Annotated in this window: 28 protein-coding genes; 12 read left to right on the top strand and 16 right to left on the bottom strand. The window is 72.6% G+C overall.

What is annotated here, in order from left to right:
• Nucleotides 1-7: 7 nt before the first annotated feature.
• Both ACIPPM_RS18070 and ACIPPM_RS18065 read right to left on the bottom strand, forming a co-directional pair.
• Entirely contained in the window at nucleotides 8-661 is a 654-nt protein-coding gene (locus ACIPPM_RS18070) for a DedA family protein (protein WP_401448645.1), read from the bottom strand.
• Nucleotides 662-862: 201 nt separating this feature from the next.
• Nucleotides 863-1315 (bottom strand): DUF4442 domain-containing protein, encoded by a 453-nt coding sequence (locus tag ACIPPM_RS18065; RefSeq protein WP_030808882.1) that lies wholly within the window; start codon nucleotides 1313-1315, stop codon nucleotides 863-865.
• A gap of 120 nt (nucleotides 1316-1435) precedes the next feature.
• On the opposite strand from ACIPPM_RS18065, the gene ACIPPM_RS18060 reads away from it, so the two are divergent.
• Nucleotides 1436-2434 (top strand): hypothetical protein, encoded by a 999-nt coding sequence (locus ACIPPM_RS18060; RefSeq protein ID WP_401448643.1) that lies wholly within the window; start codon nucleotides 1436-1438, stop codon nucleotides 2432-2434.
• Nucleotides 2435-2511: 77 nt separating this feature from the next.
• The gene (locus tag ACIPPM_RS18055) at nucleotides 2512-3837 is read left to right on the top strand and encodes an MFS transporter (RefSeq protein WP_401448641.1); all 1326 of its coding nucleotides are present in this window, start codon (nucleotides 2512-2514) and stop codon (nucleotides 3835-3837) included.
• On the opposite strand, the gene ACIPPM_RS18050 is transcribed toward ACIPPM_RS18055, so the two are convergent.
• Together ACIPPM_RS18050 and tuf are read right to left on the bottom strand one after the other, a co-directional pair.
• Nucleotides 3745-4590, bottom strand: a complete 846-nt coding sequence (locus ACIPPM_RS18050) for a spermidine synthase (RefSeq protein ID WP_401448638.1) — start codon at nucleotides 4588-4590, stop codon at nucleotides 3745-3747. The two genes, ACIPPM_RS18055 and ACIPPM_RS18050, sit on opposite strands and share 93 nt — an antisense overlap.
• Before the next feature lie 99 nt (nucleotides 4591-4689).
• Complete coding sequence (tuf, locus tag ACIPPM_RS18045) at nucleotides 4690-5859, bottom strand: elongation factor Tu (RefSeq protein ID WP_401448636.1); 1170 nt, start codon at nucleotides 5857-5859, stop codon at nucleotides 4690-4692.
• Nucleotides 5860-6174: 315 nt separating this feature from the next.
• Here tuf and ACIPPM_RS18040 point away from each other — a divergent pair, with 315 nt between their 5' ends.
• Both ACIPPM_RS18040 and ACIPPM_RS18035 read left to right on the top strand, forming a co-directional pair.
• Nucleotides 6175-6936: a TVP38/TMEM64 family protein gene (locus tag ACIPPM_RS18040; RefSeq protein WP_401448634.1), complete on the top strand. Its 762-nt coding sequence runs from the start codon at nucleotides 6175-6177 to the stop codon at nucleotides 6934-6936.
• Between the two features lie 158 nt (nucleotides 6937-7094).
• Nucleotides 7095-7973: an undecaprenyl-diphosphate phosphatase gene (locus tag ACIPPM_RS18035; RefSeq protein ID WP_401448632.1), complete on the top strand. Its 879-nt coding sequence runs from the start codon at nucleotides 7095-7097 to the stop codon at nucleotides 7971-7973.
• Nucleotides 7974-8007: 34 nt separating this feature from the next.
• Here the strand turns inward: ACIPPM_RS18035 and ACIPPM_RS18030 are convergent, their stop codons facing one another.
• On the bottom strand, nucleotides 8008-8619 hold the full coding sequence (locus ACIPPM_RS18030) for a DUF4291 domain-containing protein (RefSeq protein ID WP_401448629.1): 612 nt from the start codon (nucleotides 8617-8619) through the stop codon (nucleotides 8008-8010).
• A gap of 119 nt (nucleotides 8620-8738) precedes the next feature.
• Between ACIPPM_RS18030 and lnt the strand changes: the two genes are divergently transcribed.
• Nucleotides 8739-10310: an apolipoprotein N-acyltransferase gene (gene lnt / locus ACIPPM_RS18025; RefSeq protein WP_401448627.1), complete on the top strand. Its 1572-nt coding sequence runs from the start codon at nucleotides 8739-8741 to the stop codon at nucleotides 10308-10310.
• Here lnt and ACIPPM_RS18020 read toward each other — a convergent pair.
• Entirely contained in the window at nucleotides 10228-11139 is a 912-nt protein-coding gene (locus tag ACIPPM_RS18020; RefSeq protein WP_401450088.1) for a Gfo/Idh/MocA family protein, read from the bottom strand. The genes lnt and ACIPPM_RS18020 overlap by 83 nt on opposite strands.
• Before the next feature lie 211 nt (nucleotides 11140-11350).
• Here ACIPPM_RS18020 and ACIPPM_RS18015 point away from each other — a divergent pair, with 211 nt between their 5' ends.
• Both ACIPPM_RS18015 and ACIPPM_RS18010 read left to right on the top strand, forming a co-directional pair.
• Nucleotides 11351-11863, top strand: coding sequence for a DinB family protein (locus ACIPPM_RS18015; RefSeq protein WP_401448625.1), 513 nt, complete (start codon nucleotides 11351-11353; stop codon nucleotides 11861-11863).
• Nucleotides 11864-11977: 114 nt separating this feature from the next.
• Nucleotides 11978-12421 (top strand): hypothetical protein, encoded by a 444-nt coding sequence (locus ACIPPM_RS18010; RefSeq protein ID WP_401448622.1) that lies wholly within the window; start codon nucleotides 11978-11980, stop codon nucleotides 12419-12421.
• Between the two features lie 36 nt (nucleotides 12422-12457).
• Here ACIPPM_RS18010 and ACIPPM_RS18005 read toward each other — a convergent pair whose 3' ends face one another.
• A complete protein-coding gene (locus ACIPPM_RS18005) occupies nucleotides 12458-13576 on the bottom strand; it encodes an Lrp/AsnC family transcriptional regulator (protein WP_401448619.1) in 1119 nt (372 codons plus the stop codon).
• A gap of 72 nt (nucleotides 13577-13648) precedes the next feature.
• Between ACIPPM_RS18005 and ACIPPM_RS18000 the strand changes: the two genes are divergently transcribed.
• The gene (locus ACIPPM_RS18000) at nucleotides 13649-14866 is read left to right on the top strand and encodes a M20 family metallopeptidase (RefSeq protein WP_401448617.1); all 1218 of its coding nucleotides are present in this window, start codon (nucleotides 13649-13651) and stop codon (nucleotides 14864-14866) included.
• 41 nt (nucleotides 14867-14907) lie between these two features.
• Here ACIPPM_RS18000 and ACIPPM_RS17995 read toward each other — a convergent pair whose 3' ends face one another.
• The 7 genes from ACIPPM_RS17995 to ACIPPM_RS17965 form a co-directional block, all read right to left on the bottom strand.
• Nucleotides 14908-15429, bottom strand: a complete 522-nt coding sequence (locus tag ACIPPM_RS17995) for a hypothetical protein (RefSeq protein ID WP_401448614.1) — start codon at nucleotides 15427-15429, stop codon at nucleotides 14908-14910.
• Nucleotides 15430-15594: 165 nt separating this feature from the next.
• Nucleotides 15595-16278 (bottom strand): uracil-DNA glycosylase, encoded by a 684-nt coding sequence (gene ung / locus ACIPPM_RS17990; RefSeq protein ID WP_388999709.1) that lies wholly within the window; start codon nucleotides 16276-16278, stop codon nucleotides 15595-15597.
• Nucleotides 16279-16358: 80 nt separating this feature from the next.
• Nucleotides 16359-17948, bottom strand: a complete 1590-nt coding sequence (locus tag ACIPPM_RS17985; protein WP_401448612.1) for an ABC transporter substrate-binding protein — start codon at nucleotides 17946-17948, stop codon at nucleotides 16359-16361.
• 199 nt (nucleotides 17949-18147) lie between these two features.
• On the bottom strand, nucleotides 18148-18909 hold the full coding sequence (locus tag ACIPPM_RS17980) for an SDR family oxidoreductase (RefSeq protein ID WP_401448610.1): 762 nt from the start codon (nucleotides 18907-18909) through the stop codon (nucleotides 18148-18150).
• Nucleotides 18910-18938: 29 nt separating this feature from the next.
• On the bottom strand, nucleotides 18939-19700 hold the full coding sequence (gene fabG, locus ACIPPM_RS17975; protein WP_401448607.1) for a 3-oxoacyl-ACP reductase FabG: 762 nt from the start codon (nucleotides 19698-19700) through the stop codon (nucleotides 18939-18941).
• 145 nt (nucleotides 19701-19845) lie between these two features.
• Complete coding sequence (locus ACIPPM_RS17970; RefSeq protein ID WP_401450086.1) at nucleotides 19846-20274, bottom strand: DUF3037 domain-containing protein; 429 nt, start codon at nucleotides 20272-20274, stop codon at nucleotides 19846-19848.
• 17 nt (nucleotides 20275-20291) lie between these two features.
• A complete protein-coding gene (locus ACIPPM_RS17965) occupies nucleotides 20292-21056 on the bottom strand; it encodes a HipA family kinase (protein WP_401448604.1) in 765 nt (254 codons plus the stop codon).
• A 169-nt stretch (nucleotides 21057-21225) separates the two neighbouring features.
• On the opposite strand from ACIPPM_RS17965, the gene ACIPPM_RS17960 reads away from it, so the two are divergent.
• A complete protein-coding gene (locus ACIPPM_RS17960) occupies nucleotides 21226-22455 on the top strand; it encodes a cytochrome P450 (RefSeq protein ID WP_401448601.1) in 1230 nt (409 codons plus the stop codon).
• A gap of 6 nt (nucleotides 22456-22461) precedes the next feature.
• Here ACIPPM_RS17960 and ACIPPM_RS17955 read toward each other — a convergent pair whose 3' ends face one another.
• A complete protein-coding gene (locus ACIPPM_RS17955) occupies nucleotides 22462-23064 on the bottom strand; it encodes a ScbR family autoregulator-binding transcription factor (RefSeq protein ID WP_401448599.1) in 603 nt (200 codons plus the stop codon).
• 410 nt (nucleotides 23065-23474) lie between these two features.
• Here ACIPPM_RS17955 and ACIPPM_RS17950 point away from each other — a divergent pair, with 410 nt between their 5' ends.
• The 3 genes from ACIPPM_RS17950 (at nucleotide 23475) to ACIPPM_RS17940 (ending at nucleotide 25246) form a co-directional block, all read left to right on the top strand.
• Nucleotides 23475-24194 carry an HAD family hydrolase gene (locus ACIPPM_RS17950; RefSeq protein ID WP_401448597.1) on the top strand — a complete coding sequence of 240 codons (720 nt, stop codon included), beginning with the start codon at nucleotides 23475-23477 and terminating at the stop codon, nucleotides 24192-24194.
• A 132-nt stretch (nucleotides 24195-24326) separates the two neighbouring features.
• The gene (locus ACIPPM_RS17945; protein WP_401448594.1) at nucleotides 24327-24758 is read left to right on the top strand and encodes a Rieske 2Fe-2S domain-containing protein; all 432 of its coding nucleotides are present in this window, start codon (nucleotides 24327-24329) and stop codon (nucleotides 24756-24758) included.
• A 17-nt stretch (nucleotides 24759-24775) separates the two neighbouring features.
• Complete coding sequence (locus ACIPPM_RS17940; RefSeq protein ID WP_393593632.1) at nucleotides 24776-25246, top strand: pyridoxamine 5'-phosphate oxidase family protein; 471 nt, start codon at nucleotides 24776-24778, stop codon at nucleotides 25244-25246.
• Nucleotides 25247-25288: 42 nt separating this feature from the next.
• Here the strand turns inward: ACIPPM_RS17940 and ACIPPM_RS17935 are convergent, their stop codons facing one another.
• A complete protein-coding gene (locus ACIPPM_RS17935) occupies nucleotides 25289-26191 on the bottom strand; it encodes a LysR substrate-binding domain-containing protein (RefSeq protein ID WP_401448591.1) in 903 nt (300 codons plus the stop codon).
• Nucleotides 26192-26207: the final 16 nt, after the last annotated feature.

Genomic DNA, 26207 nt, shown 5'->3' with positions numbered 1-26207 from the left:
AGGGGGGCTACGCCTGGTCGGCGCCGACCGGCTCGGCCTCGGGGGCCTGCTCCGTGGACTCCTTGCGCTGCGAGCGGCGCTTCATGACCACGAAGGAGCCGAGGCCGATGACGAGCGCGGCGACCAGCGCCACCCAGGAGAACCGCTTGAGCCAGTCCTCCGCGACCATGCCGACGTAGTAGACGACGGCGGTGGTGCCGCCCGCCCAGACGACACCGCCGAGGACGTTGCCGATCAGGAACTTCCAGTAGGGCATGCGCAGGACGCCCGCGAGGGGCCCGGCGAAGATGCGGAGCAGGGCGATGAAGCGGCCGAAGAAGACCGCCCACATGCCCCACTTCTCGAAGGACCGCTCGGCGGTGGCGACGTGCGCCTCGCTGAAGTGGCGTGGGAATTTCCGCGCCAGCCAGTGCAGCAGCGGGCGTCCGCCCTTGCGGCCGATCGCGTAGCCGATGGAGTCGCCGATCACCGCCCCGGCCGTGGCACAGGCGCCGAGGACGAACGGGTCGACCCCGGTGTGCTGGGAGGACATGAGCGCGGCCGAGACGAGCACTATCTCGCCGGGCAGCGGGATGCCGAGGCTCTCCAGCCCGATCACCAGGCTCACCAGGGCGTAGACGGCGACCGGGGGCACCGAGTCGAGCCATTCCTGCACGTGCACCGCCGGTACCTCCCACTGACTGTCGCACCCTGCCGGGCGCGCCGTACACGCGCACCCCCTGGGAAGGCTACCCGGTCGCCGCGGAAGAACGGCGGGCGCCCGCTGTGGGCGGGGGTGGTGCGTACCGGGCACGGTGACCCGGTCGCGCACGGCGCGGCGGCGGCGCTGCGGGCAGCGGCCGCCGCGGCACGGGGGGGCGGGTCAGCCGTTGGGCCGCAGGGTCCAGACGACGGTCATCTCACCGGAGACGGCGCCGTCCTCGCGCTGGATGGTGATGGCGACCGGGAACTCGGGGCGGCTGCCCGCGTCCAGCTCGGCGACGACCTCGGCGGCCGGGCGGCCCAGCGTGGCGGTGGCGGTCACCGGGCCGAGGGCGAGCTTCTTGTAGTCGATCTCGGCGCGCACCGCGAGCGGCACGGCCCGCGAGAGCTGCTCGCCGAAGGCGGTCAGCACGATGGCCCCGCTCGCGGACTCGGCCAGCGTGAACATCGCGCCGGCGTGCGGTCCGCCCAGGTGGTTGTGGTACTCGGACTGGTCCGGCAGCCGGAGCACCGCGCGCTCGGGGGTGACCTCGATGAACTCCAGGTTCAGGGTCCGCACCATCGGCACCGCGGCGGCCAGCATGTCGCCCATGGAGGCGCTCTCAACTGTCATGACCGTGATGTTACCGACGGGTAGCGAACCTCGCCAGCCCCGCTCTCTCGCTCGTTTCGGTACGCCCCTGACAAGGGACGGTGACCGAAACGTGTCCCATGGCGCATTAGGGTTCTGGCCATGTGGCCAGGAGAGCAGCCGCCAGGGGGCGCGCAGAACCCGCAGGACAACCCGTATCAGCAGCCGGGTTACCAGCAGCCGAATCCGTATCAGCAGCCCGGATACCAGCAGTACCCGCAGCCGAACTCCTTTGGGCAGCAGCCCCAGTGGGGGCCGCCGACGCAGCCGCCGGGGAAGCCGGGGGGCGGGAACAACCGGGTCAAGGTCGTCGCCATCGTCGCGGCCCTCGCGGTCGTCGTCACCGCCGGGGTGACGGGGTATCTGGTCCTCGGCGCCAAGGACGACGGGCACGACGAGGCCAAGGGCGGCAAGAAGACCAGCCAGGCGCCCACGCCGTCGGAGCCGTCGGGCGGTTCATCCGCGCCGGACGACAACCCGCGTGGCGGGGAGGGCGAGAAGCCGGTCGTCGCGGGCTGGAAGGTCGTCGTCAACCCGAAGTTCGGCACCGCCTTCGACGTGCCCCAGGAGTGGCAGCTGGAGTCCACGGACACCTCCTACTTCATGGAGGACCACGCGGACGACGACAAGCTGATCACCTCGGTGTCCGCGCCCGCCGTCTACAAGTCCAAGTGGTGCACGGACGACAGCGACAAGGACGGCCGCACGGAGGACACCTCGCTGGCCGTCGCCGGTACGCGCGGTGAGAGCGGCGCGAAGAGCCCGGAGCAGGCCGCCGTGATGCGGGTGCCGTGGTACGTCTACGGCGGCTACACCCAGCCGGACAAGAAGAGCCTCACGTACGACAAGAAGACCAAGCCCTACACCACGTCCTCGGGCGTCAAGGGCGCCTATGCGTGGGCGCGTTCGTCGGGCAGCCCGCAGAAGGGCAAGTGCGCGAGCGACGGCAAGGCCATCTCCTTCGCCTTCCGCAACTCCGCCCAGGACATCGTGTCGTTCGACCTCTACGGCGCCAAGGGCGTGAAGGGGGAGGTCGACACGGCGACCATCATGAAGATCCTCTCCTCGGTCCGGCTGCACGGCGACCCGACGGAGAGCTGACGGAGAGCTGACGGAGAACCGACCGGCGGCCGGTAATCCGGTTGTCGGTCACGGGGTCGCCCGGCCATAGTCGGCCGGTGATCCCGGACTCCTCCTCACGCCCTTCCTGGGCGGGCCGCAACTACTCGCTGCTGACCACCGCGGCCGTCGTCACGAGCCTCGGCGCCAACGGCTCGCTGATAGCGGCCGCGTTCGCCGTCCTGGACGCGGGCGGGGACGGCGGCGACGTCGGCCTGGTGGCCGCGGCCCGCACCCTGCCGCTGGTCGTGTTCCTGCTCATCGGCGGCGCGGTCGCCGACCGGCTGCCCCGGCACCGGGTGATGGTCGCGGCCAACGCCCTCAGCTTCGTCTCCCAGGCCGCGTTCGCCGCGCTGGTCCTGATGGGTGAACCCCGGCTGTGGCAGATGATGCTGCTCACCGCGCTCGGCGGCACCGGGCAGGCGTTCTTCAGCCCGGCCGCCGAGGGCATGCTGCTCTCCTCGGTCCAGGGGGAACACGCGGGCCGCGCCTTCGCCCTGTTCCGTATGGCCACCCAGGGCGCGGCGCTCGGCGGGGCGGCGCTCGGCGGCGCCCTGGTCGCGGCCGTCGGCCCCGGCTGGGTACTCGCCGTGGACGCGGCCTGCTTCGCCTTCGCGGGCGCGCTGCGCGCCTTCCTCGACGTCAGCCACATCCCGCCCCGCGAACCGGGCACCGGCATGCTGGCCGATCTCCGCGACGGCTGGCGGGAGTTCATCGGCCGACCCTGGCTGTGGGGCGTGGTCGTGCAGTTCTCCCTGGTCAACGCGGTGGTCGGGGCGGCCAACGCGGTCTACGGCCCCTTGGTGGCCCGCGACAGCCTGGGCGGCGCCGGACCCTGGGGCCTGGCCCTGGGCGCCTTCGGCGCGGGCACGGCGGCGGGCGCCCTGCTGATGACCCGCTACCGCCCGCGCCGCCTCCTCCTCGCGGGCACCCTCGCGGTCTTCCCCCTGGCCCTCCCCTCGGCCGCCCTCGCCGTACCGGTACCCGTGGGGGTCCTGTACGGGGTCATGTTCGTGGCCGGTGCGACGGTGGAGATCTTCGGCGTCTCCTGGATGACCGCCCTGCACCAGGAGATCCCCGAGGACAAGCTCTCCCGCGTCGCGGCGTACGACTGGTTCGGCTCGGTCGCCCTCATCCCCCTGGCCACCGCCCTGGCGGGCCCCGCCCAGTCGGCCTTCGGCCGCACCCCGGCCCTGTGGGGCACCTCGGCCCTGATCGTCATCGCGACGGCACTGGTCCTGCTGATCCCGGACATCCGGGGGCTGCGCCGCAGGGATACGCCGAGCAAGCCCTCAGCCGATGCCGAAGGCCCCGTCCGGGGGCGCGGGGGACGGGACGGCGTCGGAGTCGGGGACGGGGTGGGCCGTGCCGATGAACTCGCTTAGGCCCGGCCCGTGTTCGACCCGCGCGGGGAAGGCGTCCGCGGCCGTGCGGCGGGCCAGCGGGGGTGTGTTCAGGGGGTGCTGGGAGGCGAGGACGACCGCGTTGCCGAAGCGGCGGCCGCGGAGGACTCCTGGCTCCGCGATCAGCGCCAGTTCCCCGAACAGAGCGGCCAGGTTGGCCAGTTGGGAGCGGAGGAAGGTGAAGGGCGCACCGTCGGCGAGGTTGGCGAGGTAGACGCCGTCCGGGCGGAGCACCCGCGCCGCCTCGCGGGCGTAGTCCAGCGAGGTGAGGTGCGCCGGGACGCGGGAGCCGCCGAAGACGTCCGCGACCAGTACGTCGGCGCTGTCGTCCGGGGCCGCCTCCAGCCAGGCGCGCGCGTCGGCGGCGTGGGTGGTGATGCCCGAGCCGGGCGGCAGCGGCAGGTGTTCGGCGACCAGGTCGAGGAGGCCCTTGTCGGCCTCCACCACGTCCTGCCGGGAGCCGGGCCGGGTCGCGGCGACGTACCGGGGCAGGGTGAGCGCTCCCCCGCCCAGGTGCACCACGTCCAGCGCCCGGCCGGGCTCGGCGGCCGTGTCGAGGGCGTGGCCGAGCCGCCGAACGTACTCGAACTCCAGGTGCTCCGGCTCGTCCAGGTCGACGTAGGACTGCGGGGCCCCGTCGACGGTGAGCAGCCAGGCCCGGTCCCGGTCGACGTCGGGCATCAGCTTGGCGGTGCCGTGATCGACGGTCCGGCTCACGGGTATGGGTTCGCTCACCCGGCCATTGTCGCCGGTCCGACGGGTACGCGGAGACGGCCCTACGCACGCCGGTGCGACGGGGTGCGCGGAGCCGAGCCCCGTCGCACCCCGCACCGCTCAGCCGACCGAGGTGACCGTTCCCGCGCCCACGGTCCGCCCGCCCTCGCGGATGGCGAACCCGAGGCCCGGCTCCAGCGGCACCTCCCGGTCCAGCTCCACGGTCATGTCCACCGTGTCGCCGGGCCGGGCGACCGCCACCTCACCGAGGTCGATGTCCCCGGCGACGTCCGCCGTACGGATGTAGAACTGCGGCCGGTACCCGGTGGACAGCGGCTTGGTGCGGCCGCCCTCGGCCCCGGAGAGCACGTACACCCGCGCGGCGAACCGGCGGCTCGGCGCCACGCTCCCCGGCGCCGCGACGACATGCCCGCGCCGGACCGCGTCACGCGGCACCCCGCGCAGCAGGACCGCCACGTTGTCCCCGGCCTGCGCCTCCGGCATCGGCTTGCCGAAGGTCTCCAGACCGGTGACCACGCTTTCGACGCCCGCCCCGAGCACCTCCACCCGGTCCCCCACCCGCAGCGTGCCCCGCTCGACCGCGCCGGTGACGACGGTGCCGCGCCCGGTGATGGTGAGCACGTTCTCCACCGGGAGCAGGAACGGCGCGTCGACGTACCGCTCGGGCATCGGCACGTAGGTGTCGACCGCGTCGAGCAGCGCCTCCACGGACGCCGTCCAACGCGGGTCGCCCGCGAGCGCCTTGAGCCCCGAGACCCGTACGACGGGTACCGACTCGCCCGGATACCCCTGGGAGGTGAGCAGCTCGCGCACCTCCAGCTCGACCAGGTCGGTCAGCTCCTCGTCGCCCGCGTCGGCCTTGTTGAGCGCGACCACGATGTGGTCGACCCCCACCTGCCGGGCGAGCAGCACGTGTTCGGCGGTCTGCGGCATGATCCCGTCCAGCGCGGAGACGACCAGGATCGCCCCGTCGAGCTGGGCGGCACCGGTCACCATGTTCTTGACGTAGTCGGCGTGGCCCGGCATGTCGACGTGGGCGTAGTGCCGGGTGTCGGTCTCGTACTCGACGTGCGCGATGTTGATGGTGATGCCGCGCGCGGCCTCCTCGGGGGCCCGGTCGATGCGGTCGAACGGCACGAAGGTGCCGGTGCCGCGCTCGGCGAGCACCTTGGTGATGGCGGCGGTCAGGGTGGTCTTGCCGTGGTCGACGTGGCCCATGGTGCCGATGTTCAGGTGCGGCTTGGTGCGCACGTATGCCGTCTTGGGCATGGCTGTTCCTCGTGTCTTGGTGGTGCGTGGAGAGCACGGGGACCCCTGGGACTCGCCGACCCTCCCCTCGCGGGGTCCGCCGGGCTTGTCCGGAGAGGGTCAGCTTCGGGCGCCGTCGACGGCTGCCACGAGGACGAGGACGGCAGCCTTCGGCGCGTCCGCGACGGCGGATGCTGCGAGGAAGGCGTACCGGAACATGACGCAGATCATGGCGGACGCGTCGTCGCACGTCGAACGGTTTTCCGTGGACCCGCGAGGGGTCAACGGCCGCGGACCATACGCCGATCACACCCCCGCGTCGGTTACTGTCGCCGAATGCCCGATGCCACCACCCGCTCTGGGGGCACCGCCACGGCCGTCCCCCCGGCCGTCGCCCTGAGGCCCACCATCGCCCTGCCCGTCGTCCCGCTCACCCCGGCCGCGCGCGCGTGGCCGTCCCCGTACGTCCGTCTCGGCCTGCTGCTCGTCCTGCTCGCGGGCGCGGCCACGGCCGTCCTGGTCTTCGACCCGCAGCGCCTGCTCACCGACGGCTGGCCGCCGCAGCTCGGCGGGTTCGCGGCGGCGGGCGTGTTCGCGCTGGCGTACGGGCTGTGCACGGTGGCGTTCGTCCCGCGCCCGCTGCTCAACCTGGCGGCGGGCGCGCTGTTCGGCTCCACCCTGGGGCTGACCTCGGCGCTGGCGGGCACGGTGCTGGGCGCCGGACTGGCGTTCGGGCTCGGGCGGGCGCTGGGGCAGGACGCGCTCCGTCCGCTGCTGCGCGGGCGCTGGCTGAAGGCGGCCGACGGGCAGCTCAGTCGGCACGGGTTCCGGTCGATGCTGGCGGCCCGGCTGTTTCCGGGGGTGCCGTTCTGGGCGGCCAACTACTGCGCGGCCGTCTCCCGGATGCGCACCCTGCCCTTCCTGCTCGCCACGGCGCTCGGCTCGATCCCCAACACCGCCGCGTACGCGGTCGCCGGGGCCCGCGCGTCCGCGCCGACCTCGCCCGCGTTCCTCATCGCGCTGGCCGCGATCGGGCTGCCCGCGCTGGCGGGTGCGGTGCTGGCCTGGCGCAAACGCCATCACCTGCGCGCGCGTTGACGACACCGCCCGGACGTCCCTGGTACAGGCCGCGGACTCCCGGTGTTCATGACCATTCGATGACCAACCCCCTGTGAAGGCTTTGCCAACGGCGCCCGCTACGCTGCCCTGCGTCGCATGATCCCCTACGCTCCCCAGCGCTTGGACGCCTCTCCTCCATGTCTTGGTTTGAATCCCTCGTTCTCGGACTCGTCCAGGGGCTCACCGAGTTCCTGCCCGTCTCCTCCAGCGCGCATCTGCGGCTGACCGCGGCCTTCTCCGGCTGGCACGACCCCGGCGCGGCCTTCACCGCGATCACGCAGATCGGTACGGAGGCGGCGGTCCTCATCTACTTCCGCAAGGACATCGGGCGGATCATCTCGTCCTGGTTCCGCTCGCTGTTCGACAAGTCCATGCGGGGCGACCACGACGCCCAGATGGGCTGGCTGGTGATCGTCGGCTCGATCCCGATCGGCGTGCTGGGCGTGACGCTGAAGGACCAGATCGAGGGACCCTTCCGCGACCTGCGGATCACGGCGACCATGCTGATCGTGGTCGGCGTGGTCATAGGCATCGCCGACCGGCTGGCGGCCCGCGACGAGTCCGGCGGACGGCACCGCAGCGCCAAGCAGCGCAAGACGCTGAAGGACCTCGGCGTCAAGGACGGCCTGATCTTCGGCCTCTGCCAGGCGTGCGCCCTCATCCCCGGCGTCTCCCGCTCCGGCGCCACCATCAGCGGCGGCCTGTTCATGGGCTACAAGCGCGAGGACGCGGCCCGTTACTCCTTCCTCCTCGCCGTCCCCGCCGTCCTCGCCTCCGGCGTCTTCGAGGTGAAGGACTCCCTGGGCGCGAACAGCGAGGTGGCGTGGGGGCCGACCCTCTTCGCCACGGTCATCGCCTTCGTGTCCGGATATGCCGTCATCGCGTGGTTCATGAAGTGGATCTCCAACAAGAGCTTCATGCCGTTCGTCTACTACCGGGTGGCCCTGGGCATCGTCATCATCGCCCTGGTCACCGCGGGCGTACTGAGCCCGCACGCGGCGGAGTCGGCGAGCTGACCCGCCCGGCCCCGACACGGTCGGCGACGGGGACCTACGCGCCCAGGTGCGCCAGCGTCCCCGCCCCCACCGGGTACGGCCGCTCCTGGGGCAGCAGCGTGGCCGCCTCCTCCAGCCGCCCCGCCCGTACCGCCCCGTGGATCTCCCGCGCCAGCGGGGTCACGTCCCGGATGTCCACGATCCACTCGTCGGCATAGCGCGCGGCCGCCTCTCCCGCGAGCCCGAGCTGGAGGGAGCGGTGGGGCAGCGGGTTCAGGCGCAGGTCCCGCTCCGGGTCCCACTGCACCCGCGCCGGGGCCGCGCGGAGGGCGCGCTTGAAGTCGGCCGGGGTGCCGTGCAGCGCGGGGACGTGGTGCGAGAGGCAGGCGTTCCCGACGGCCCACTCGAAGCCGGTGCGGGTGATGTCGACAGCGAGGACGGTCTCCTGCCCCTCCTTGGTGCCCCAGCCGCAGCGGTACATCATCCAGAGGAAGGACGGCTTGATCCAGGTCATCCGGTCCCGCTTCCAGACGGCCGGGAAGCGCCCGTCGCGGGCCGCCGGAACGCCGATCCCGGGCCGGTACGCCTGGTACACCGTGATCGTGGTGGGGGTGTGGGCCGCGCGGATGCGGAACTTCGGTTCGCTGACGGTGGGTTGGTCGGGCATGTGATCAGGTTCGGCCACCCCGCGCCCGGTGCGCCACCCGATTTCGCGGGCGGTGCCCTGTCCCGGATCGCGCGGGACGCGCACACTGGAGGTGTGGGCCCTGGGGAGGGAGAGTCCGGATGAGGAGCACGAGGAAGTTCGGCCGGCTGCTGGGCTCCCCCTGGCCCCGTTCCGGCGCCGCCGCCCTCGCGGGCGCGCTGCCCGTGCTCGCGTTCCCGGCGCCCGCGCTGTGGTGGTTCGCCTACGTCGCCCTGGTCCCCTGGATCGCCCTGGCCCGTACCGCGCCGACCGCCCGCCGGGCAGCGCTGGACGGCTGGTGCGGCGGGCTCGGCTTCATGCTGGCCGTGCACCACTGGCTGCTGCCGAGCCTGCATGTGTTCATCTTCCTGATAGCGGCCCTGCTGGGCGCACTCTGGGCGCCCTGGGGCTGGCTGACGCGCCGCTTCCTGGGCGGCACCCCCTCCCCCGGCCGGGCCTCGGCCGCCCTGCTGGTGCTGCCCTCGGCATGGCTGGCCGTGGAGCTGGTCCGCTCCTGGCAGGGGCTCGGCGGACCCTGGGGCATGCTCGGCTCCACCCAGTGGCAGGTGGGCCCGGCGCTGCGGCTCGCCTCGGTGGGCGGGGTGTGGCTGCTCAGCTTCCTGGTGGTGGCCGTCAACGTGGCGCTGACGGTGCTGATCTCGGTACGCGCCTCCCGCGTCCCCGCCGTCGCCTCGCTGGTCGCCACCGCCGCCGCGACGACCGCCGCGTACGCCTGGGCACCGCACGCGGACGTGGACGGGCGGGCGCGGATCGCGGTCGTCCAGCCGGGGGTGTACGACGGGCCCGAGCAGCGGTTCGCGCGGGAGGAGGCGCTGACCCGGCAGCTGGCGGGCCGGGACGTCGACCTGATCGTCTGGGGCGAGAGCAGCGTCGGCCACGATCTGGGCGACCGTCCCGACCTGGCCCGCCGGATCGCCGAGCTGTCCCGGCAAACCGGCGCCGAGATCCTGGTGAACGTGGACGCCCGCCGCTCCGACCGCCCGGGCATCTACAAGAGTTCGGTACTCGTCGGCCCGGACGGCCTCACCGGCGAGCGGTACGACAAGATGCGGCTGGTCCCGTTCGGTGAGTACATACCGGCCCGCGCGCTGCTCGGCTGGGCCACCTCGGTCGGCAAGGCGGCGGGCGAGGACCGGCACCGGGGCACGGAGCAGGTCGTGATGGACACCGGGCGGCTCCGCATCGGCCCGCTGGTCTGCTTCGAGACCGCGTTCCCCGACATGAGCCGCCATCTCACCGAGGACGGCGCGGACGTGCTGCTCGGCCAGTCCGCCACCTCGACCTTCCAGGACAGCTGGGCCCCGGAGCAGCACGCCTCGCTGGCCGCGCTGCGGGCCGCCGAGACCGGCCGCCCGATGGTGCACGCCACCCTGACCGGCGTCTCCGCCGTCTACGGCCCGGACGGCGAGCGCGCGGGCCCCTGGCTCGGCACCGGCGCGAGCGCCGCCCGAGTGTACGACGTACCGCTGGCGCACGGCGTCACCCCGTACGTCCGGCACGGCGACTGGCCGGTGGACGGCGCGCTGCTGGTGCTGGCGGTGCTGGGGGTGGCGGAGGGCGTGCGGGCGCTCAGGCCGCGCCGGACGGGTCCTGAGCCGCTCGTACCACGCGCTCGCACAGCTCGTGGGTCGCCAGCGCGTCCCGTGCGCTGAGCGGTTCGCCCGCGCGGACCGCGTCGAGGAAGGTGAGGACGGCGCCCTCGATGCCGCGCTGCCGGGACACCGGGACCCAGTCGCCCCGGCGGCGCACGGTGGGCTGGCCCTTGTGGTCGATCACCTCGGCGAGGTTGATGACCTGGCGCTTGGTGTCCTGCCCGGAGACCTCGAGGATCTCCTCGGCGGAGCCGCTGAGCCGGTTCATCACGCCGAGCGCGGTGAAGCCGTCGCCGGAGAGCTGGAGCACCACGTGGTGCAGCAGCCCCGCCTCGGAGCGGACCCGCACCGTGACGTCGTCCACCGGGCCGGGCGCGAGGAAGCGCAGGGTGTCGACGACGTGGATGAAGTCGTCCAGCACCATCGAGCGCGGTTCCTCGGGGAGGCCGACCCGGTTCTTCTGGAGCAGGATCAGCTCGCGCGGGTGCTCCAGGACCTGGGCGTAGGCGGGGGCGTAGCGGCGGTTGAAGCCGACGAAGAGGGGGACGCCCCGGCGCTCGGCCAGCTCCACCAGCCGCTGGGAGTCGGTGAGTTCGTAGGCGAGCGGCTTGTCGACGTAGGTGGGTACGCCCGCTTCCAGGAGCCGGGTGACGATCTCCGGGTGGACGGCGGTGGGCGCGTGCACGAAGGCGGCGTCGAGGCCCGCGTCGAGCAGGGAGTCCAGCGTCTCGTGCCGCCGCTCGGCGGGGAGGTGCAGCGAGTCGGCCACGCTGGTGAGGGTGGCGGGGGTGCGGGTCTGGAGGTGGAGGTCGATTCCGGGCTGGGTGCCGAGGACCGGCAGATACGCCTTCCGCGCGATGTCACCGAGTCCGATGCAGCCGACCTTCACGTGTGCTCTCCCTACCGCTGTCCCGCGTTCGCTTCCCCCGGAAGGATACGGCGGGCGCCGGTCCGCGATGCCGTCGAAGGCCCGCGGCAGCAGGGCGGGGGCGGCCTTGGCCTCGACGACGTACGCACCGGCTTGCGGGAGTTGTCGCGGGGCGTGCTGGACGACTGAAAACTCCTGGTCGCCGCACGGGACTTGGGCGAGGATGCGGGGCATGACCGACATACGCAAAGAGCCCGCCATCGACGCCGGTGAACGCGACATGCTGGAGGGCTGGCTCGACTACCACCGCCGGACCCTGATCGAGAAGTGCGCGGACCTGACCGACGAGCAGCTGCGCACCCCGTCCGTGGCGCCGTCCACCATGACGCTCCTGGGCCTGGTGCGGCACCTGGCCGAGGTGGAGCGGTACTGGTTCCAGGAGATCCTGCTCGGCGAGGACCTGGGCGTGCTGTACTCCACCAAGGAGGACCCGGACGCCGACTGGCACATCACCGACGCCGACACCTGGCAGGACGCGCACACGACTTGGCACACCGAGGTGGAGAGGGCGCGGCGCAATGCCGCCGGTGTCGGCCTCGACGACCTCTCCAAGGGGTTGCGCAGGTCGGCGGGCGACCCGTTCAACGTCCGCTGGATCTACACCCACATGATCGAGGAGTACGCCCGCCACAACGGTCACGCCGACCTGATCCGGGAGCGGATCGACGGCCGGACCGGCGACTGACGCGTCAGCCCTCGTCCGCGCCACGCCCTCCCGTTGGGGCAGAGATCACTCGTGTGGGGCATCGGCGGCCCGTCGGTGGAGCCGGACCGGCGGCGGGGCGCGCAGAGTGGGCGGGTGGATCGAACTACGCGTGCCGCAGCCCTTCTGGTCACCGTGGCCGTCACCGCTCTCACCGGGTGCATGACGGTGCACGGGCCGACGACGCCCGCCGCGGGACCGGACAGCCCACCGTCGCGGGCGGCGGCGGCACGCCCGGACGGGAGCGCGCTGCCTCGGCTGGACGAGGAGCCGGGGCGGGAGTCGCTGGAGCGGACCGGGCCCTCCTCCGGTCCGGAGACTCCGCACCACCCGGCCGCCGCCCCGGTGCCCGAGCCGAGGCGGACGCCCGCCGCACCCGCGCCCCGCAGGGCGTACCCGGAGCGGCCACGCGCCGACGTCCCGCACGCGCCCCGCGTGGCACCGGGGGTCCCGAACGTGTGCGCCCTGGGCAAGAAGTACGGCGGCTGGAGCAAGAACAGCCCCCAGTCGACGATCTGCGAGCGGGCGTACGGACGCTGAGGCGCCCAGGCGGACCATGCGAACACGCGGGTGTCATCACCGCGTTGCAGCAGTGGATCTCGTACTCCGGTCGGCGGGGGCGATCGGGACGTAGCCGACGGCCCGGCCGTCCTCGTCGAGCAGGTGGCCGACCAGCTTGGCCCTGCCGAACACCAACTGGCGTGACAGCAGCCGGACTCCGGGGAAGCGGGCCGCGAGTTCCTGTTCGAAGCGGCGCTGCTCGGCGGGGTGGTGGGTCACCACGTAGGCGACCAGGTTGGCGTTCCCCAGCGTCACCGCGCACATCCGGAGCTGCGGGAGTTCGGCGAGTGTCGGTACCACGTGGGGAAGTTCGGCGGCCGGGACGTCGAGCCAGAGCATGGTGCCCAGCGGGTGGCCGTTGAGGTGGGGGGAGACATCGCAACGCAGCACGAGCCGACCGTCCGCACACAGGCGGGACAGGCGGCGGCGCAGGCTGGTGGGCGGCAGGCCCGTGCGGTGGGCGAGTTCGGCGAGCGGCATCCGGCCGTCGGCGCCGAGGGCCCGGGCGATGGCGAGGTCGGTCTCCCAGTGCGCCGATGACCGGGAGGACGGGTCGGCGCCCGGCCGGTCGCCGACCGTCGCGGCGAGAGCGCGGTGCTGCTCCGGGTCGAGTGCGCCGTCCCGCCAGCGACTGCCCTCGCGCAGGGTCCGCTCGACCAGCGAGGTGCGGGTGCTCCGGACGCCCGGCACGGTGGCGATGTGCCGCAGCACGCACCGCGCCAGCTCCGCGGGCCCGAGCGCGGCCACGGTGAGCACCAGGTCCGTACCGCCCGCGACGATCTCGACGGAGGCGACCCAGGGCTGGGCGGCCAGACGGGAGGCGGCGTCCGTGACGTACCCGGCCCGGCAGTCGACCTCGACCAGCGCGGTGAGTCCGCGGCCCAGCCGGTCCACCGACGGATAACAGGTCACCCAGGCGTCCCCGGACGCCACCAGCCTGGCCCAGCGCCGCGACAGGGTGGCCGGGTCGACGCCCAGCGGTCCCGCCAGCTTCGACCAGGGCGCGCGGGGGGCGACTCGCACGGCGTCGACCAGTGCGAGGTCCAGCTCGTCGATCACGGCGCATCCGTGCACAGCGGGGCCCGCCGAGGCCGATTCATGCAGTCCGGTGTCACGGCGCCCGAGGTTAGCCATGCTGTCGCCCACCTGTCACGCGGTCGCCCGCGCCGCCTGACCGATCGTTCAGCACGATGTGAGGGAGACGCTGTGACCAGCCTGACCGACTCCGCGGCCGCGATCCGTCCCGACCTGGTGGCACTGCGCCGTGCGCTGCACCAGGAGCCGGAGATCGGGCTCGACCTGCCGCTGACCCGGGCCAAGGTCCTCGCCGCGCTGGACGGCCTGCCGCTGGAGATCACCCTGGGCCGCGGGCTCAGCTCGGTCGTCGCCGTGCTGCGCGGCGGGCGTCCGGGGCCCGCCGTACTGCTGCGCGCCGACATGGACGCCCTTCCCGTCCAGGAGACCTCGGGGCTGCCGTACGCCTCGCGGATTCCCGGCGCGATGCACGCCTGCGGGCACGACCTGCACACCGCCGCGCTGGTCGGCGCGGCCCGGCTGCTCGCGGAGCGGCGGGACGAACTGGCGGGGGACGTGGTGTTCATGTTCCAGCCCGGCGAGGAGGGCCTCGGCGGTGCGCGGCTGATGATCGAGGAGGGTGTGCTCGACGCGGCGGGTGAGCGGGTGGTCGCCGCGTACGCGCTGCATGTCGGTGCGGCGCTGCTGCCGCACGGCTGGGTGGCGACCCGGCCCGGTCCGGTGATGGCGGCGGCGGACGTGCTGGCCGTGACCCTGCGCGGGCGGGGCGGCCACGGTTCGATGCCGCACACCGCACTGGACCCGGTGCCCGCGGCGTGCGAGGCGGTCACCGCGCTGCAGGCGATGGTGACACGGCGGTTCGACGCGTTCGACCCGGTGGTGGTCACGGTGGGGAGCTTCCACGCGGGAACGGCCGACAACGTCATCCCGGACGAGGCCGAGTTCGCGGCGACCGTACGGTCGTTCTCCCGGGAGACGCGCGAGCGGGTGCGGGAGGAGTCGCTGCGGCTCGTGCGCGGGATCGCGGCGGCGCACGGTCTGGAGGTGGACGCGGAGTTCCGCGAGGGGTACCCGGTGACGGTGAACGACCCGGCGGAGACGGCGTTCGCGGTGTCCACGGCCCGGCAGCTGGTCGGCGACGAGCGCTGCGTGGAGTTGCCGCACGCGATAGCGGGCTCGGAGGACTTCGGGCTGCTGGGCGAGCATGTGCCGTCCGCGTACCTGATGCTGGGCGCCTGTCCGCCGGAGCTGGACCCGTTCACGGCCGCCTACAACCATTCCCCGGCCGCCGCGTTCGACGACTCGGTGCTGGACACGGCCGCGGCGCTGCTGGCGGCTCTGGCGATGGGCCGCTCGAGCGGCGCCGAAGCGCACTCACCTGTTGCCTGACAAGACGCTCCCCAGGGGTTGTCCTGTCGACAAGGCACCCCCTAGGTCACCGGCCGCTGTCTCGGCGGCCCCCAGCCGTCGCCCTCCGTGGGGCCGGTGTCGGGGAGGCGGAGTTCCAGGCGGGTGATCGCGGCCCGGACTCCGGTGCCGTAGCCGTCGTCGGGGAGGGTGTCCGCCGCGCGGCGGGCACGGCGCAGGTGGGTGCGGGCGGCGTCCGCGCGGTCCAGCTTGAGGTAGTCGGCCGCGAGGTTGAGGTGCAGGGAGGGGTAGAAGCCGCGCACGGTGCTGGGGTCGGCACCGGGGCGGCCGTCGGTCAGTTCGTCCGCCGCCGACAACGCCCGCAGGTCCCAGGCGAGTTCGTCCGCCGGGTCGTCCTGGGTGTCGGCCAGGTAGTGGGCGACGGTGCAGCGGTGCAGGGGGTCGTCGGACTCCGCCGTCTCGGCCCACAGCTCCAGCAGGCGGCGCCGGGCCTCCTCGCGGTCGCCGCCCCGGTGCAGCATGACGATCTGCCCGATCCGGGTGAGCAGGGCATCGGGCGCCGTCTGTTCCTGTCGCTCCGCCACCGCGCCCTCCGGACCTGTCAATCCGGCCGCTCGTCGGCCGTCCGCCCATGACGCTAACCGCAGCCGGGGGCGATACCGGGCAGGCGGCTCCGGACGACACGGCGACACGCCCGGACCGGCGCCGCCGCGGGTCCGGTCAGGTGCCGGGGCCGGTGCCGGTGCCGGTCAGCCCAGGTCGGGGATGCGCCAGTCGATCGGCTCATGGCCCTGCGCGGCGACGGCCTCGTCGATCTGGGTGAAGGGCCGCGAGCCGAAGAACTTCTTCGCGGACAGCGGCGAGGGATGCGCGCCCTTGACCACCACGTGCCGGGTCTCGTCGATCAGCGGCAGCTTCTTCTGCGCGTAGTTCCCCCACAGCACGAAGACCGCCGGGTCGGGACGGGAGGCGACCGCGCGGATCACCGCGTCCGTGAACTTCTCCCAGCCCTTGCCCTTGTGCGAGTTGGCCTCACCCGCGCGCACGGTGAGCACCGCGTTCAGCAACAGGACGCCCTGTTCGGCCCACGGCATCAGATAGCCGTTGTCCGGGACGGGCAGGTCCAGCTCCTCGCGCATCTCCTTGTAGATGTTCCGCAGCGACGGCGGGGTCTTCACCCCGGGCCGCACCGAGAAGCACAGGCCGTGCCCCTGGCCCTCGCCGTGGTACGGGTCCTGACCGAGGACGAGCACCTTGACCTTGTCGTACGGCGTCGCGTCGAGCGCCGCGAAGACCTCCTCGCGCGGGGGGTAGACGGGACCGTTCGCCCGCTCCTCCTCGACGAACTCGGTCAGCTCCTTGAAGTAGGGCTGCTGCAGCTCGTCGCCCAGAACGCCCTGCCAGGACTCGGGCAGCATGGCGATGTCGGTCACGTCGATGTCCTCACGATCCGTGGTCACTTCCAGGCTTCAGAACCTACAGGTGACCACTGACAACGCGGGCGGCAGGCCGCTCACCAGCTGGTCTTGCGGTGCAGCTCCCACATCATCATGATCGTCGAGGGGTCGAGGGCGCGTTCGCCCCCGGAGATGTCCTCGCTCGCGGCGACGTACTGACGCCCCTGCCAGAGCGGGATCAGCCGGGCGTCGTCCACCATGATCTGCTGGGCGGCCGTCAGGTCCTTCACCACCTCGGCCCGGTCCCCCTGCGCCCGGGAGCGGGGCAGCAGCTCGCCGGTGATCTTCTTGCTCACGTACGGGGTGCCCAGCGCGTTGTGCTCGCCGACGAAGGGCGCGATGAAGTTGTCCGCGTCGGGGTAGTCCGGGAACCAGCCCCGGCCGAACACCGGGTACTCCCCCTTCTGGTAGCCGGTCACATAGGTCTTCCAGGGGCGGGCGCGCAGGGTGATGGTGAACAGCCCGGAGTCCTCCAGCTGCCGCTTCAGCTCCCGGAACATCACCGCGGTCTCGGAGCCGTAGCGGTCGGAGGCGTACCAGAAGGTGAGCGGGACCCGCCGCTCGATGCCCGCCTCGGTGAGGATCGCGCGCGCCTTGCCCGCGCTCGGGTCGCCGAAGTGGTCGAAGTAGGAGGTGGCGTGGCCGGTCAGGCCCTTGGGGACCATCGAGTACAGCGGCTCGACGGTGTCCCGGTACACCTTGTGGGCGATGGCACCCCGGTCCACGACCTGGGCTATCGCCTTGCGCACGGCCGCGTTCCCGGCCCACCGGTCCTTGGGGTTGAACACCAGGTAGCTGATGTCGGTGCCGGTGCCGTCGACCAGTTGCAGCCCGGCCGGGGACTGCTGCTGGAGGGTGAGGATGTCCTCGGCGGCGAGTCCTCGGTAGGTGACGTCGATCCGCTTGTCGCGCAGCGCCTTGACCATCGCGCCGGAGTCCTGGAAGTAGCGGATGGTGACCGCCCGGTTCTCCCGTTCGGCGAACCCCTTGTACTGGTCGTTGCGCACCAGCACCGCTTCCTTGCCCTCGTCGTAGGACTCCAGCCGGTACGGGCCGGAGCCGTGCACGTTCTTGTCCTGGCGCAGCGAGCCCGCGGGGTACTCGCGCGGGTCGACCAGGGACATGGCCGGGGTGGCGAGCACGAACGGGAAGGTCGCGTCGGGCTTCTTGAGGTGGAAGACGATCTCCCGGGTGCCGACGGTCTCCACCCGGTCGAGCCCCTCCAGCAGCCCGGCCGGGCCGGTGGGGGCGTTGATGGCGCGGATGCGGTCGATGGAGTACTGGACGGCCCTGGCGTCCAGCGGGTCGCCGTCGGCGAACGTCAGGTCCGTGCGCAGCTTGCAACGGTACGTGCGGCTGGTGGAGTCGGTGAACGAACAGCTCTCCGCCGCGTCCGGCTGCGGGGTGGTCGCGCCGTTCGGGTAGGCCAGGAGCGTCTGGTAGACGTTGCGGAACAGTTCCCAGGAGCCGTCCCAGGCGCCCGCCGGGTCCAGGGTGCTCGGTGCGCTCGTCGTCCCCACCACGATCGGGCTGCTGTCGTCGGGTCCGCCGTCGGAGAGCAGGCCACAGCCGGGCAGCAGGGTGATGAGGGAGGTCAGGGACGCGGCCGCCGCGACCCTGCGCCGGACTCTGTTCCGCTTGAACACGCGCTCGCTCCTCGATCCGCCGTACCAAGGTCGGCAGACCATACCGCAGCACCGGACCTCATGAACCTCCCCTGAAACATGGGTTGTTGATCGATTTCGGATGACTACGTTGTCATGTGGCGGACCCGCCTGAAACGCGTACGGGCGCCGCTCCCCCGGCAAGGGGAACGGCGCCCGTGGCGGCGCGGGCCGGGAGGGGTCAGCCCACCCCGGCGTTGAGGAAGATGCCGCCGTCCACGACGAGCGTCTGACCGGTGACCCAGTCGGACTGCGCGGAGGTGAGGAAGGCCGCGGCCCCGCCGATGTCGGAGGGGACGCCGAGCCTGCCGAGCGGGTAGGCGGCGGCCGCCTCCTCCTCCCGGCCCTCGTACAGGGCCTCGGCGAACTTGGTCTTCACGACCGCCGGGGCGATGGCGTTGACCCGCACCTTCGGCGCGAACTCGTGCGCGAGCTGCTGGGTCAGGTTGATCATCGCGGCCTTGCTCACGCCGTACGCGCCGATGAACGGCGAGGGCGCGATACCGGCGACGGAGGCGATGTTGACGATCGCGCCGCCGTTCTCCCGCTGCCAGGCGTGCCAGGTCTTCTGGGCGAAGCCGAGCGCCGAGATCACGTTGGTCTCGAACACCTTGCGGGCCACGTCCAGGTCGACGTCGGCCATGGGGCCGAAGACCGGGTTGGTGCCCGCGTTGTTGACCAGGTAGTCGACGCGGCCGAACGCCTCCATGGCGCGTTCGACGGCCTCGGTCTGGTGGGCGAGGTCGTGGGCCTTGCCCGCGACGCCGATGACGCGGTCGGCGCCGAGCCGCTCGACGGCCTCCTTCAGCGCCTCCTCGTTGCGGCCGGTGATGACGACGCGGTCGCCGCGTGCCACCAGGGCCTCCGCGACGCCGTAGCCGATGCCCCGGCTGGCGCCCGTGACGAGCGCGGCCTTGCCGGAGAGTTCGGGGAGTTCAGTCATGTCCGTGTGCTCCAGGTTCCTCGGTCCGGCTAGTCGAGCGGTCCGCCGGCGACGTACAGCACCTGGCCGGAGACGAATCCGGCCGCCTCGCCGGTGAAGAAGGCGATGGCGTTGGCGATGTCCTCGGGCTCACCGACGCGCTGGACCGGGATCTGGGTGGCGGCGGCCTTCTTGAAGTCGTCGAAGCCCATGCCCACGCGGTCGGCGGTGGTCTTGGTCATCTCGGTGGCGATGAAGCCGGGGGCGACCGCGTTGGCAGTGATGCCGAACTTGCCCAGCTCGATGGCGAGGGTCTTGGTGAAGCCCTGCAGACCCGCCTTGGCGGCCGAGTAGTTGGCCTGGCCGCGGTTGCCGAGCGCGGAGGACGAGGACAGGTTGACGACCCGGCCGAAGCCCGCGTCCACCATGTGCTTCTGCACGGCCTTCGTCATCAGGAACGAGCCGCGCAGGTGCACGCCGAGCACGGTGTCCCAGTCGGAGACGCTCATCTTGAAGAGCAGGTTGTCGCGGAGCACACCGGCGTTGTTGACCAGGATGGTCGGCGCGCCCAGCTCCTCGACGACCCGCGCGACGGCGGCCTCGACCTGCGCCTCGTCGGAGACGTCGGCGCCGACCGCGACGGCCTTGCCGCCCGCCGAGGTGATCTTCTCGACGGTGTCCTTGCAGGCGGCCTCGTCGAGGTCGATCACGGCGACCGCGTGACCCTCGGCGGCGAGCCGTACGGCGGTGGCGGCGCCGATTCCGCGCGCCCCGCCGGTGACTACCGCGACCCGCTGTGCAGTGGTGGACATTGCTGCTTCTCCTCGCCCTTGAGAGACCCGACAGGTCCGGCACCGGACCCGCCGTGCGGTGAGCGACCGCTTAGTACCTTCAGCACCCGTGACGCTAGAAGCCCTGGCACCCGGTGTCAACGGGGACACCGGGCGGTGTGATCCATTACCTCACCAGGAGGTCCAGCAGACGCTCCGTCTCGGCCACCGGGTCCGCGGTCAGCCCGGTGTGCACCGGTCCGGGCCTCACGATGGTGGAGCGGGGCGCGATCAGCCAGCGGAAACGCCGCCCGGCGTCGTCCCCGGCCGCCTGCCCGGCCTCGTCCCCGCCCGCGCAGATCCGCTCCACCGCGCCGAGCGCGGCCCGCACCCCGGTGACGTCCGCCCGCGGGTCGAGCGCGAGCAGCCGGGCCTCGTCCAGGTGGGTGCGGGCGCCGACGTAACCACGGGCTCGGCAGTAGACGAGCACGCCCGCGTTGATCCGCTCGCCGCGCTCGACGCGGGGGACGACGCGCAGCAGGGCGTACTCGTACACCTCGCGGTCGCCACCCTGACCGGCGCGGACGATGTGGCGCTGGACCACATCTCCAGCCATGTGAATGTGGTGCTCGCTCACTTGCTCTCCTTGAGGCCCTCGACGCGTTCGTGGACGGTGCCCGCGCGGGCGAGCAGCGGGCGTGCGTAGGCGCGGCGCAGGTCGTCGGGGGTGTCGAAGCCGGGTTCGTCGGCCAGCCAGGCGTCGGGGATCTGGGCGGTGACCTCGGCGAGCAGGTCCTCGGTGACCAGGTGGGCGAGGTCGGCCGCGGCGGCGGTGACGTCGGGCGCGAAGCGGGCGAGGGCGTGGTCGGCGGCGTCGTAGGGCCGGGCGGCGGAGGCGTCGACGGAGGGCCAGTTGTGGTGCCAGATCATGGTGGCGCCGTGGTCGATGAGCCACAGCCCGCCCCCCTGCACCAGGAGGTTGGGGTTGCGCCAGGAGCGGTCCACGTTGTTGACCAGCGCGTCGAACCAGACGATCCGGCCCGCCTCCCCGGGGTCCACGGGGAAGGCGAGGGGGTCGTAGCCGAGGGCGCCGGAGAGGAAGTCCATGCCGAGGTTGGCTCCGCCGCTGGCGCGCAGCAGGTCCTGCACCTGCCGTTCGGGTTCGCCCAGACCGAGCACGGGGTCCAGCAGGACGGTCACCAGTCTCGGCACCCGGAAGCCGAGGCGGCGGGCGAGTTCCCCGCAGACGACCTCCGCGACGAGTGTCTTGCGGCCCTGCCCGGCTCCGGCGAACTTCAGGACGTGGAGCCCGAGATCGTCGGTCTCGACGAGCCCCGGCAGCGAGCCGCCCTCACGCAGGGGCGTGATGAACCGGGTGGCGGTGACTTCGGTCAGCATCCGCCCAGGCTATCCCGCGTACGACGCCTCACCGCGGCCTCCGTTCCCGACGACGGCCGCGCCCACCGCCTCGGCCGAGCCCGCTCCGTACGGCCCGTCACGCGCCTACGATCGGCCGAGCACCCTCCCACAACCCCCGGACCGGCCCGTACGACCGTCAAGGAGAACCGTGGAGACCTCGCCCGACAACGCTCCGCACCGGCTGAACCCCGCAGGGGGCTGCCCGCACGCCGACAACGCCCGTCTGCTGGCCCTCGGCGCGGTGGCCCCCGTCGAACTGCCGGGCGGGATCGAGGGGATGGCCGTCCTGGGCCACGACGCGCTGCGGGAGTTCCTCCAGCATCCCGAAGTGGCCAAGGACGTACGGCATTTCAGGGCACTGCACGAGGGCCGGATCGCGCCGGGCTGGCCGCTGCTGACGTTCGCCACCGTGCGCGGCATGACCACGGCCGACGGGGCGGACCACCGGCGGCTGCGGTCCCTGGTCAGCCGCGCCTTCACCCCGCGCCGGGTGGAGGGACTGCGGCCGCGTGTCGAGGAGTTGACCGACGCGCTGCTGGACGACCTCGGGGCGGCAGACGGCGTCGTCGATCTCCGGCGGCACTTCGCGCTGCCGCTGCCGATGGGGGTCATCTGTGAACTCCTCGGTGTGGACGAGCAGTTCCGTGACCCTCTGCACCGGCTCAGCAACCAGGTGGTGGCGACCGACATCGGCCCCGAGGCGGCACTGGCCGCGAATCGCGAACTCGTCGGTGTACTGGGGGAGATAGCGGCGGGCAAGGCCGCGCACCCCGGCGACGACCTGACCAGCGCGCTCATCGCCGCCCGCGACGAGGGTGGCGACCGGCTCGGGCAGGAGGAGCTGATCGGCACCCTGGTGCTGCTGGTCGTCGCCGGGCACGAGACCACCCTGAACCTGATCACCAACGCCGTGCGGGCCCTGTGCGCCCACCGCGACCAGCTCGACCTGGTCCGCTCCGGTGGCGCGAGCTGGGCCGACGTGGTGGAGGAGACCCTGCGCTGGGACTCGCCGGTGAGCTACTTCCCGTTCCGCTATCCGGTGCGGGACCTCGACGTCGACGGTACGACCATCCCGGCGGGCACCCCGGTGCTGGCGGGCTACTCCGCCGCCGGGCGCGATCGGGCGGCCCACGGCCCGGACGCGGACCGCTTCGACGTCACCCGCCCGGCCCGCATCGACGCCGTACGCAATCTGTCGCTGGGGCACGGCGCCCACTACTGCCTGGGGGCTCCGCTGGCCCGACTGGAGGCCACGGTCGCGCTGGAGCGGCTGTTCGCCCGCTTCCCGGACCTCGAACTCGCCGCGTCGGAGGAGGACTTGCCGCGTCACGCCAGCTTTGTCGGCAACAGTGTGCGGGAGCTTCCGGTGCGCCTCTGACCGGCGTCAGCGCCGGGGTGCCGCCTGGAGGGACGGCAGGGTGAGGTGCCACCACTCGGCCAGCCGGGCGGTGATGGTCGCCCTGCCCTCCAGCGCCTCGGTCAGGGAGCAGAGGCCGAAGAAGGCGCGGACCAGGGCGCGGGCGGTGGGGGCGGGCCGGATGTGCGGGGCGAGCTGGCCGGTGGCCCGCGCCTGGGCCAGGAGGCGGGTGGTGGCGGCGGTCCAGAGGGCGAACGGGTCGGGAAGCGCCGCGTTGATGACGTCGCGTTCGGCCCACAGTCTGGCGCCCCCGCGCGTGACGGGGTCCTCGGCGAGCGCCTCGGCGATGTCGTAGCTCAGCGCGACGAGGCGGTCCATGGGCGGGACCGTCTCGTTCGTATACCGGGCGGTGAGTCCGGGCCAGGTGGCGAAACGATCCTGGACGACGGCGAGGGCGATGCCCTCCTTGCTCGCGTAGTGGAAGTACACGGAGCCGCTCGTCCGTCCCGACCTGCTGCTTATGTCGTTGACGCTGGTTCCCGCGTACCCCCGTTCAGCGAAGAGGGAGGCGGCCGCCTCCAGGAGTGATCGGCGCGTTGCCCTGGCCCGTTCCTGCAACGTCCCGTCCACCCTCGCTCAACGTTCCCGACGCCGAAGAATGTAGTGCGCCCGCGTGCGCCGGGGGCCACCGGCAACCACACTCGCGCGGTAATTGCGCTTTTCTTTCGAGGATGAACGCGGGCGAGTGGTAAAGGGCCCGCTCCGCCACCGTTTCGGTACCTCACCGCAGGGGCGACGGTCGTGGCGCGGCGGCGCCGATCCCCCAGCGAATATGCCTCAACTGTGCTTTCACACAATGCCGTTGGCCCTTGGGGTTCCCGCTCCGGCATCCGGTTCCACCGAGTGCGCATACACCCCGAAACCCCCCACCGTCGATAACTCCATGTAGCCATTTCCTCACTCTGAGCACGTAAATAACGTAGCGGTCACAATGTTTCCGTTTCCCGATCTATGCCGGGAATGCCCGTTCCAGGGAGGTCATGGTGTCCACCACGGGTCATCACCTGCTCGACTGGTCCCCGAGGGCCGTCGTCTTCGACTGCGACGGCACCCTGATGGACAGCGAACGCCACTGGCAGGACGCCCGCGCCCGGGCCTTCCGGGGCTTCGGCCTCCAGGCGCCGCCGGGGTTCGCCGAGCAGGCCAAGGGGGTGCACTACGCGGACTGCGGCCGGCTCATGGCGGAGTCGGTGCACAAGCCGGAACTGACCGCCGATCTGACGGCGGCGCTCCTCCACCACTTCCTGGAACTCGTCGCGGACGACCCGGTGACGATGCCCGGCGCCGTCGAACTCGTCCGGCTGCTCTCCGGCAGGCTCCCCCTGGCGGTGGCGAGCAACTGCCCCTCGGAAGTGGTGGAGGCGAGCCTCGAACGGGCAGGACTGCGCGGCCACTTCGCGCACATCGTCGTTCCGTCTCCGACCCCGGCCGGGGACATCGGCACCGTCCGCCCCAAGCCGTGGCCGGACGTCTACGAGACGGCGGCCCGGCTGTGCGGGGTGCGTGCGGACGAGGCGCTGGCGGTCGAGGACTCGTTGACCGGCGTCGAGTCGGCCCGCCGCGCCCGGCTGCGGGTGCTGGGCGTCGGCCCCCGGCCGCCCGGCGACGACGCCCACCGGGCCGACGTGTGGGTACCGGCGCTGCACACACCGGAGTTGCTGACCTGGGTGCGCTCCTGGGACCCGCTCGCCGGGAGTTGATCCGGGGCGCGGCGCTTACGCCGTCCTCATGCCCCGGCGGCGAGGATCGGGGCCGTCGCTGAACGGCAGGTTCGCCGGGGCCGTACCCCTGGACGGATCAAGAACGCTCACTCCGGCGGAAGGAAACCCCCCATGACCAGCGCATCGCCCCGCCCCACAGCCGGACCGGACCGGCGGACCGTGATCGCGGCGGCGGGCGCTGCCGGGCTCACCGTGGCACTTGCGGCCTGCGGTGCGCAGGACAGCGACTCGGACGCGGCCGGTTCCGGTTCCGCCGGGGACGCCCTCGCCAGGACCGCCGATATCCCGGAGGGCGGCGGCAAGATCATCAAGGACAAGGGTGTGGTGGTCACCCAGCCGAGCGCGGGCACGTACAAGGCGTTCTCCGCGAAGTGCACCCACCAGGGCTGCGCGGTGGGCAGTGTCGCGAACGGGGTGATCGTCTGCCCGTGCCACGACAGCCACTTCTCGGTGACGGACGGCAGCGTGAAGAAGGGGCCCGCGACCGCGCCGCTACCCGAGGAGAAGATCACCGTGTCCGGCGACGAGATCAAACTGGCCTGACCGGCGAGGGGGGGCGCATGACCGTGACGCAGCAGCGCCGGGGCCGGAAGATCATGATGACGTCCGGCGAGCTGGACGAGTTCCTGACCAGTCAACGCACCTGCCGGGTGGCCACCGTCTCCGCGGACGGCACCCCGCACGTGAGCGCGCTGTGGTTCGTGTGGGACGGCACCTCGCTCTGGCTGTACTCCGTGGTGCGCAGCAGGCGTTGGACCCAGCTGCGGAACGACGCGCGGGTCGCGGTGGTCGTCGACTCGGGCGAGGAGTACGACCAGTTGCGCGGGGCCGAGCTGTCCGGGCGGGTGGAGTTCGTGGGCGAGGTGCCGCGCACCGGGGAGCTGTGCGCCGAACTGGACACGGCGGAGACGCTGTTCGCGCGGAAGAACTTCGGCATGGACGAGATGCCGCACGACGGGAGGCACGCCTGGGCCCGGCTGACCCCGGAGAAGGTCGTCTCCTGGGACTTCCGCAAACTCGGCGGCCGTTGAGGGGACCTGAGTGAGCTCGGCCGCCGTACGGCCTGAGCGAACTCAGCGGAGCCGCGCGGCCGCCGTCCGCAGCGCGTCGACGGCGGCGCGGATGGAGGGGCGGCGGTCGGCGTCCGCCCGCCACAGCACGTAGACGTGCCGTCGCACCCGCTGCTTGAGCGGGACCAGGACGACGCCGGGCGGTACCGGGTCCCGGCCCAGCAGGGGCGCGATGCACACCCCGAGCCCGGCGGCGACCAGCGCGAGCTGGGTGTGGGTCTCGCCCGCGCGGTGGCCGACGATGGGTTCGACGCCCTTGGAGCGCAGGGTGAACAGCAGCCATTCATGGCAGAACTCGCCCTCGCCCCAGGTGATCCACTCGTCCCCGGCGAACTCCGCGAGGTCGACCTCGTCCCGGCCCGCGAGGGGATGTCCGGCGGGCAGGGCGACCTCGGCCGGGTCGTCCAGCAGGGGTTCCTTGACCAGGCCGTCGGGCACGGGCATCGGCTTGTTGTACCAGTCGAGGACGACCGCGAGGTCCAGGTCTCCGCGCGCGACTCCGGCGACGCCGAGTTCCGGCTCCAGCTCGCAGGAGCGCAGCCGCAGGGCGGGGTGCCGGGCGCGCAGGTCGGCGAGCGCGGCCGGGAAGAGGCCGCGGGCGGCGGTGGGGAACGCCGACATCCGCAGGTCCCCGGCGACCTGCCCCCGGTGCGCCTCCAGGTCGGACTGGGCCAGCTCGACCTGGGAGAGGATGCGGGCCGCGTGCTCGGACAGCAGCCGCCCGGCGTCCGTGAGCCGTACCCCGCGCCCGTTCTTGGCGAGGAGCCGCTGCCCGGCCTCCCGCTCCAGCTTGCCGAGCTGCTGCGAGACGGCGGACGTGGTGACGTGCAGCGCCTCGGCGGCGGCGCTGACCGAGCCGTGCCGGGCGAAGGCGTGCAGGGTGCGCAGGCGCTCCAGGTTCAACATGTAAGCGATCCTAAAA

The organism is Streptomyces sp. NPDC090119 (assembly GCF_044747085.1).
Taxonomy (GTDB): Bacteria; Actinomycetota; Actinomycetes; order Streptomycetales; family Streptomycetaceae; genus Streptomyces.
Note: the sequence above shows the minus strand (reverse complement) of the source record. Positions and strands in the feature narration are given on the sequence as shown.

What these genes read in the sequence shown, in the direction of transcription:
- ACIPPM_RS17940 (WP_393593632.1), top strand. Translation starts at nt 24,776, where the DNA reads ATGACCGTGACGCAGCAGCGCCGGGGCCGGAAGATCATGATGACGTCC.
- ACIPPM_RS18005 (WP_401448619.1), bottom strand. Translation starts at nt 13,576, where the DNA reads ATGGCTAACCTCGGGCGCCGTGACACCGGACTGCATGAATCGGCCTCG.
- ACIPPM_RS17980 (WP_401448610.1), bottom strand. Translation starts at nt 18,909, where the DNA reads ATGACTGAACTCCCCGAACTCTCCGGCAAGGCCGCGCTCGTCACGGGC.
- ACIPPM_RS18030 (WP_401448629.1), bottom strand. Translation starts at nt 8,619, where the DNA reads ATGCCCGACCAACCCACCGTCAGCGAACCGAAGTTCCGCATCCGCGCG.
- ACIPPM_RS18040 (WP_401448634.1), top strand. Translation starts at nt 6,175, where the DNA reads ATGCCCGATGCCACCACCCGCTCTGGGGGCACCGCCACGGCCGTCCCC.
- lnt (WP_401448627.1), top strand. Translation starts at nt 8,739, where the DNA reads ATGAGGAGCACGAGGAAGTTCGGCCGGCTGCTGGGCTCCCCCTGGCCC.
- ACIPPM_RS18035 (WP_401448632.1), top strand. Translation starts at nt 7,095, where the DNA reads ATGTCTTGGTTTGAATCCCTCGTTCTCGGACTCGTCCAGGGGCTCACC.
- ACIPPM_RS17935 (WP_401448591.1), bottom strand. Translation starts at nt 26,191, where the DNA reads ATGTTGAACCTGGAGCGCCTGCGCACCCTGCACGCCTTCGCCCGGCAC.
- ACIPPM_RS18015 (WP_401448625.1), top strand. Translation starts at nt 11,351, where the DNA reads ATGACCGACATACGCAAAGAGCCCGCCATCGACGCCGGTGAACGCGAC.
- ACIPPM_RS18060 (WP_401448643.1), top strand. Translation starts at nt 1,436, where the DNA reads ATGTGGCCAGGAGAGCAGCCGCCAGGGGGCGCGCAGAACCCGCAGGAC.
- ACIPPM_RS17965 (WP_401448604.1), bottom strand. Translation starts at nt 21,056, where the DNA reads ATGCTGACCGAAGTCACCGCCACCCGGTTCATCACGCCCCTGCGTGAG.
- tuf (WP_401448636.1), bottom strand. Translation starts at nt 5,859, where the DNA reads ATGCCCAAGACGGCATACGTGCGCACCAAGCCGCACCTGAACATCGGC.
- ACIPPM_RS17945 (WP_401448594.1), top strand. Translation starts at nt 24,327, where the DNA reads ATGACCAGCGCATCGCCCCGCCCCACAGCCGGACCGGACCGGCGGACC.
- ACIPPM_RS18065 (WP_030808882.1), bottom strand. Translation starts at nt 1,315, where the DNA reads ATGACAGTTGAGAGCGCCTCCATGGGCGACATGCTGGCCGCCGCGGTG.
- ACIPPM_RS17970 (WP_401450086.1), bottom strand. Translation starts at nt 20,274, where the DNA reads ATGGCTGGAGATGTGGTCCAGCGCCACATCGTCCGCGCCGGTCAGGGT.
- ACIPPM_RS17950 (WP_401448597.1), top strand. Translation starts at nt 23,475, where the DNA reads ATGGTGTCCACCACGGGTCATCACCTGCTCGACTGGTCCCCGAGGGCC.
- fabG (WP_401448607.1), bottom strand. Translation starts at nt 19,700, where the DNA reads ATGTCCACCACTGCACAGCGGGTCGCGGTAGTCACCGGCGGGGCGCGC.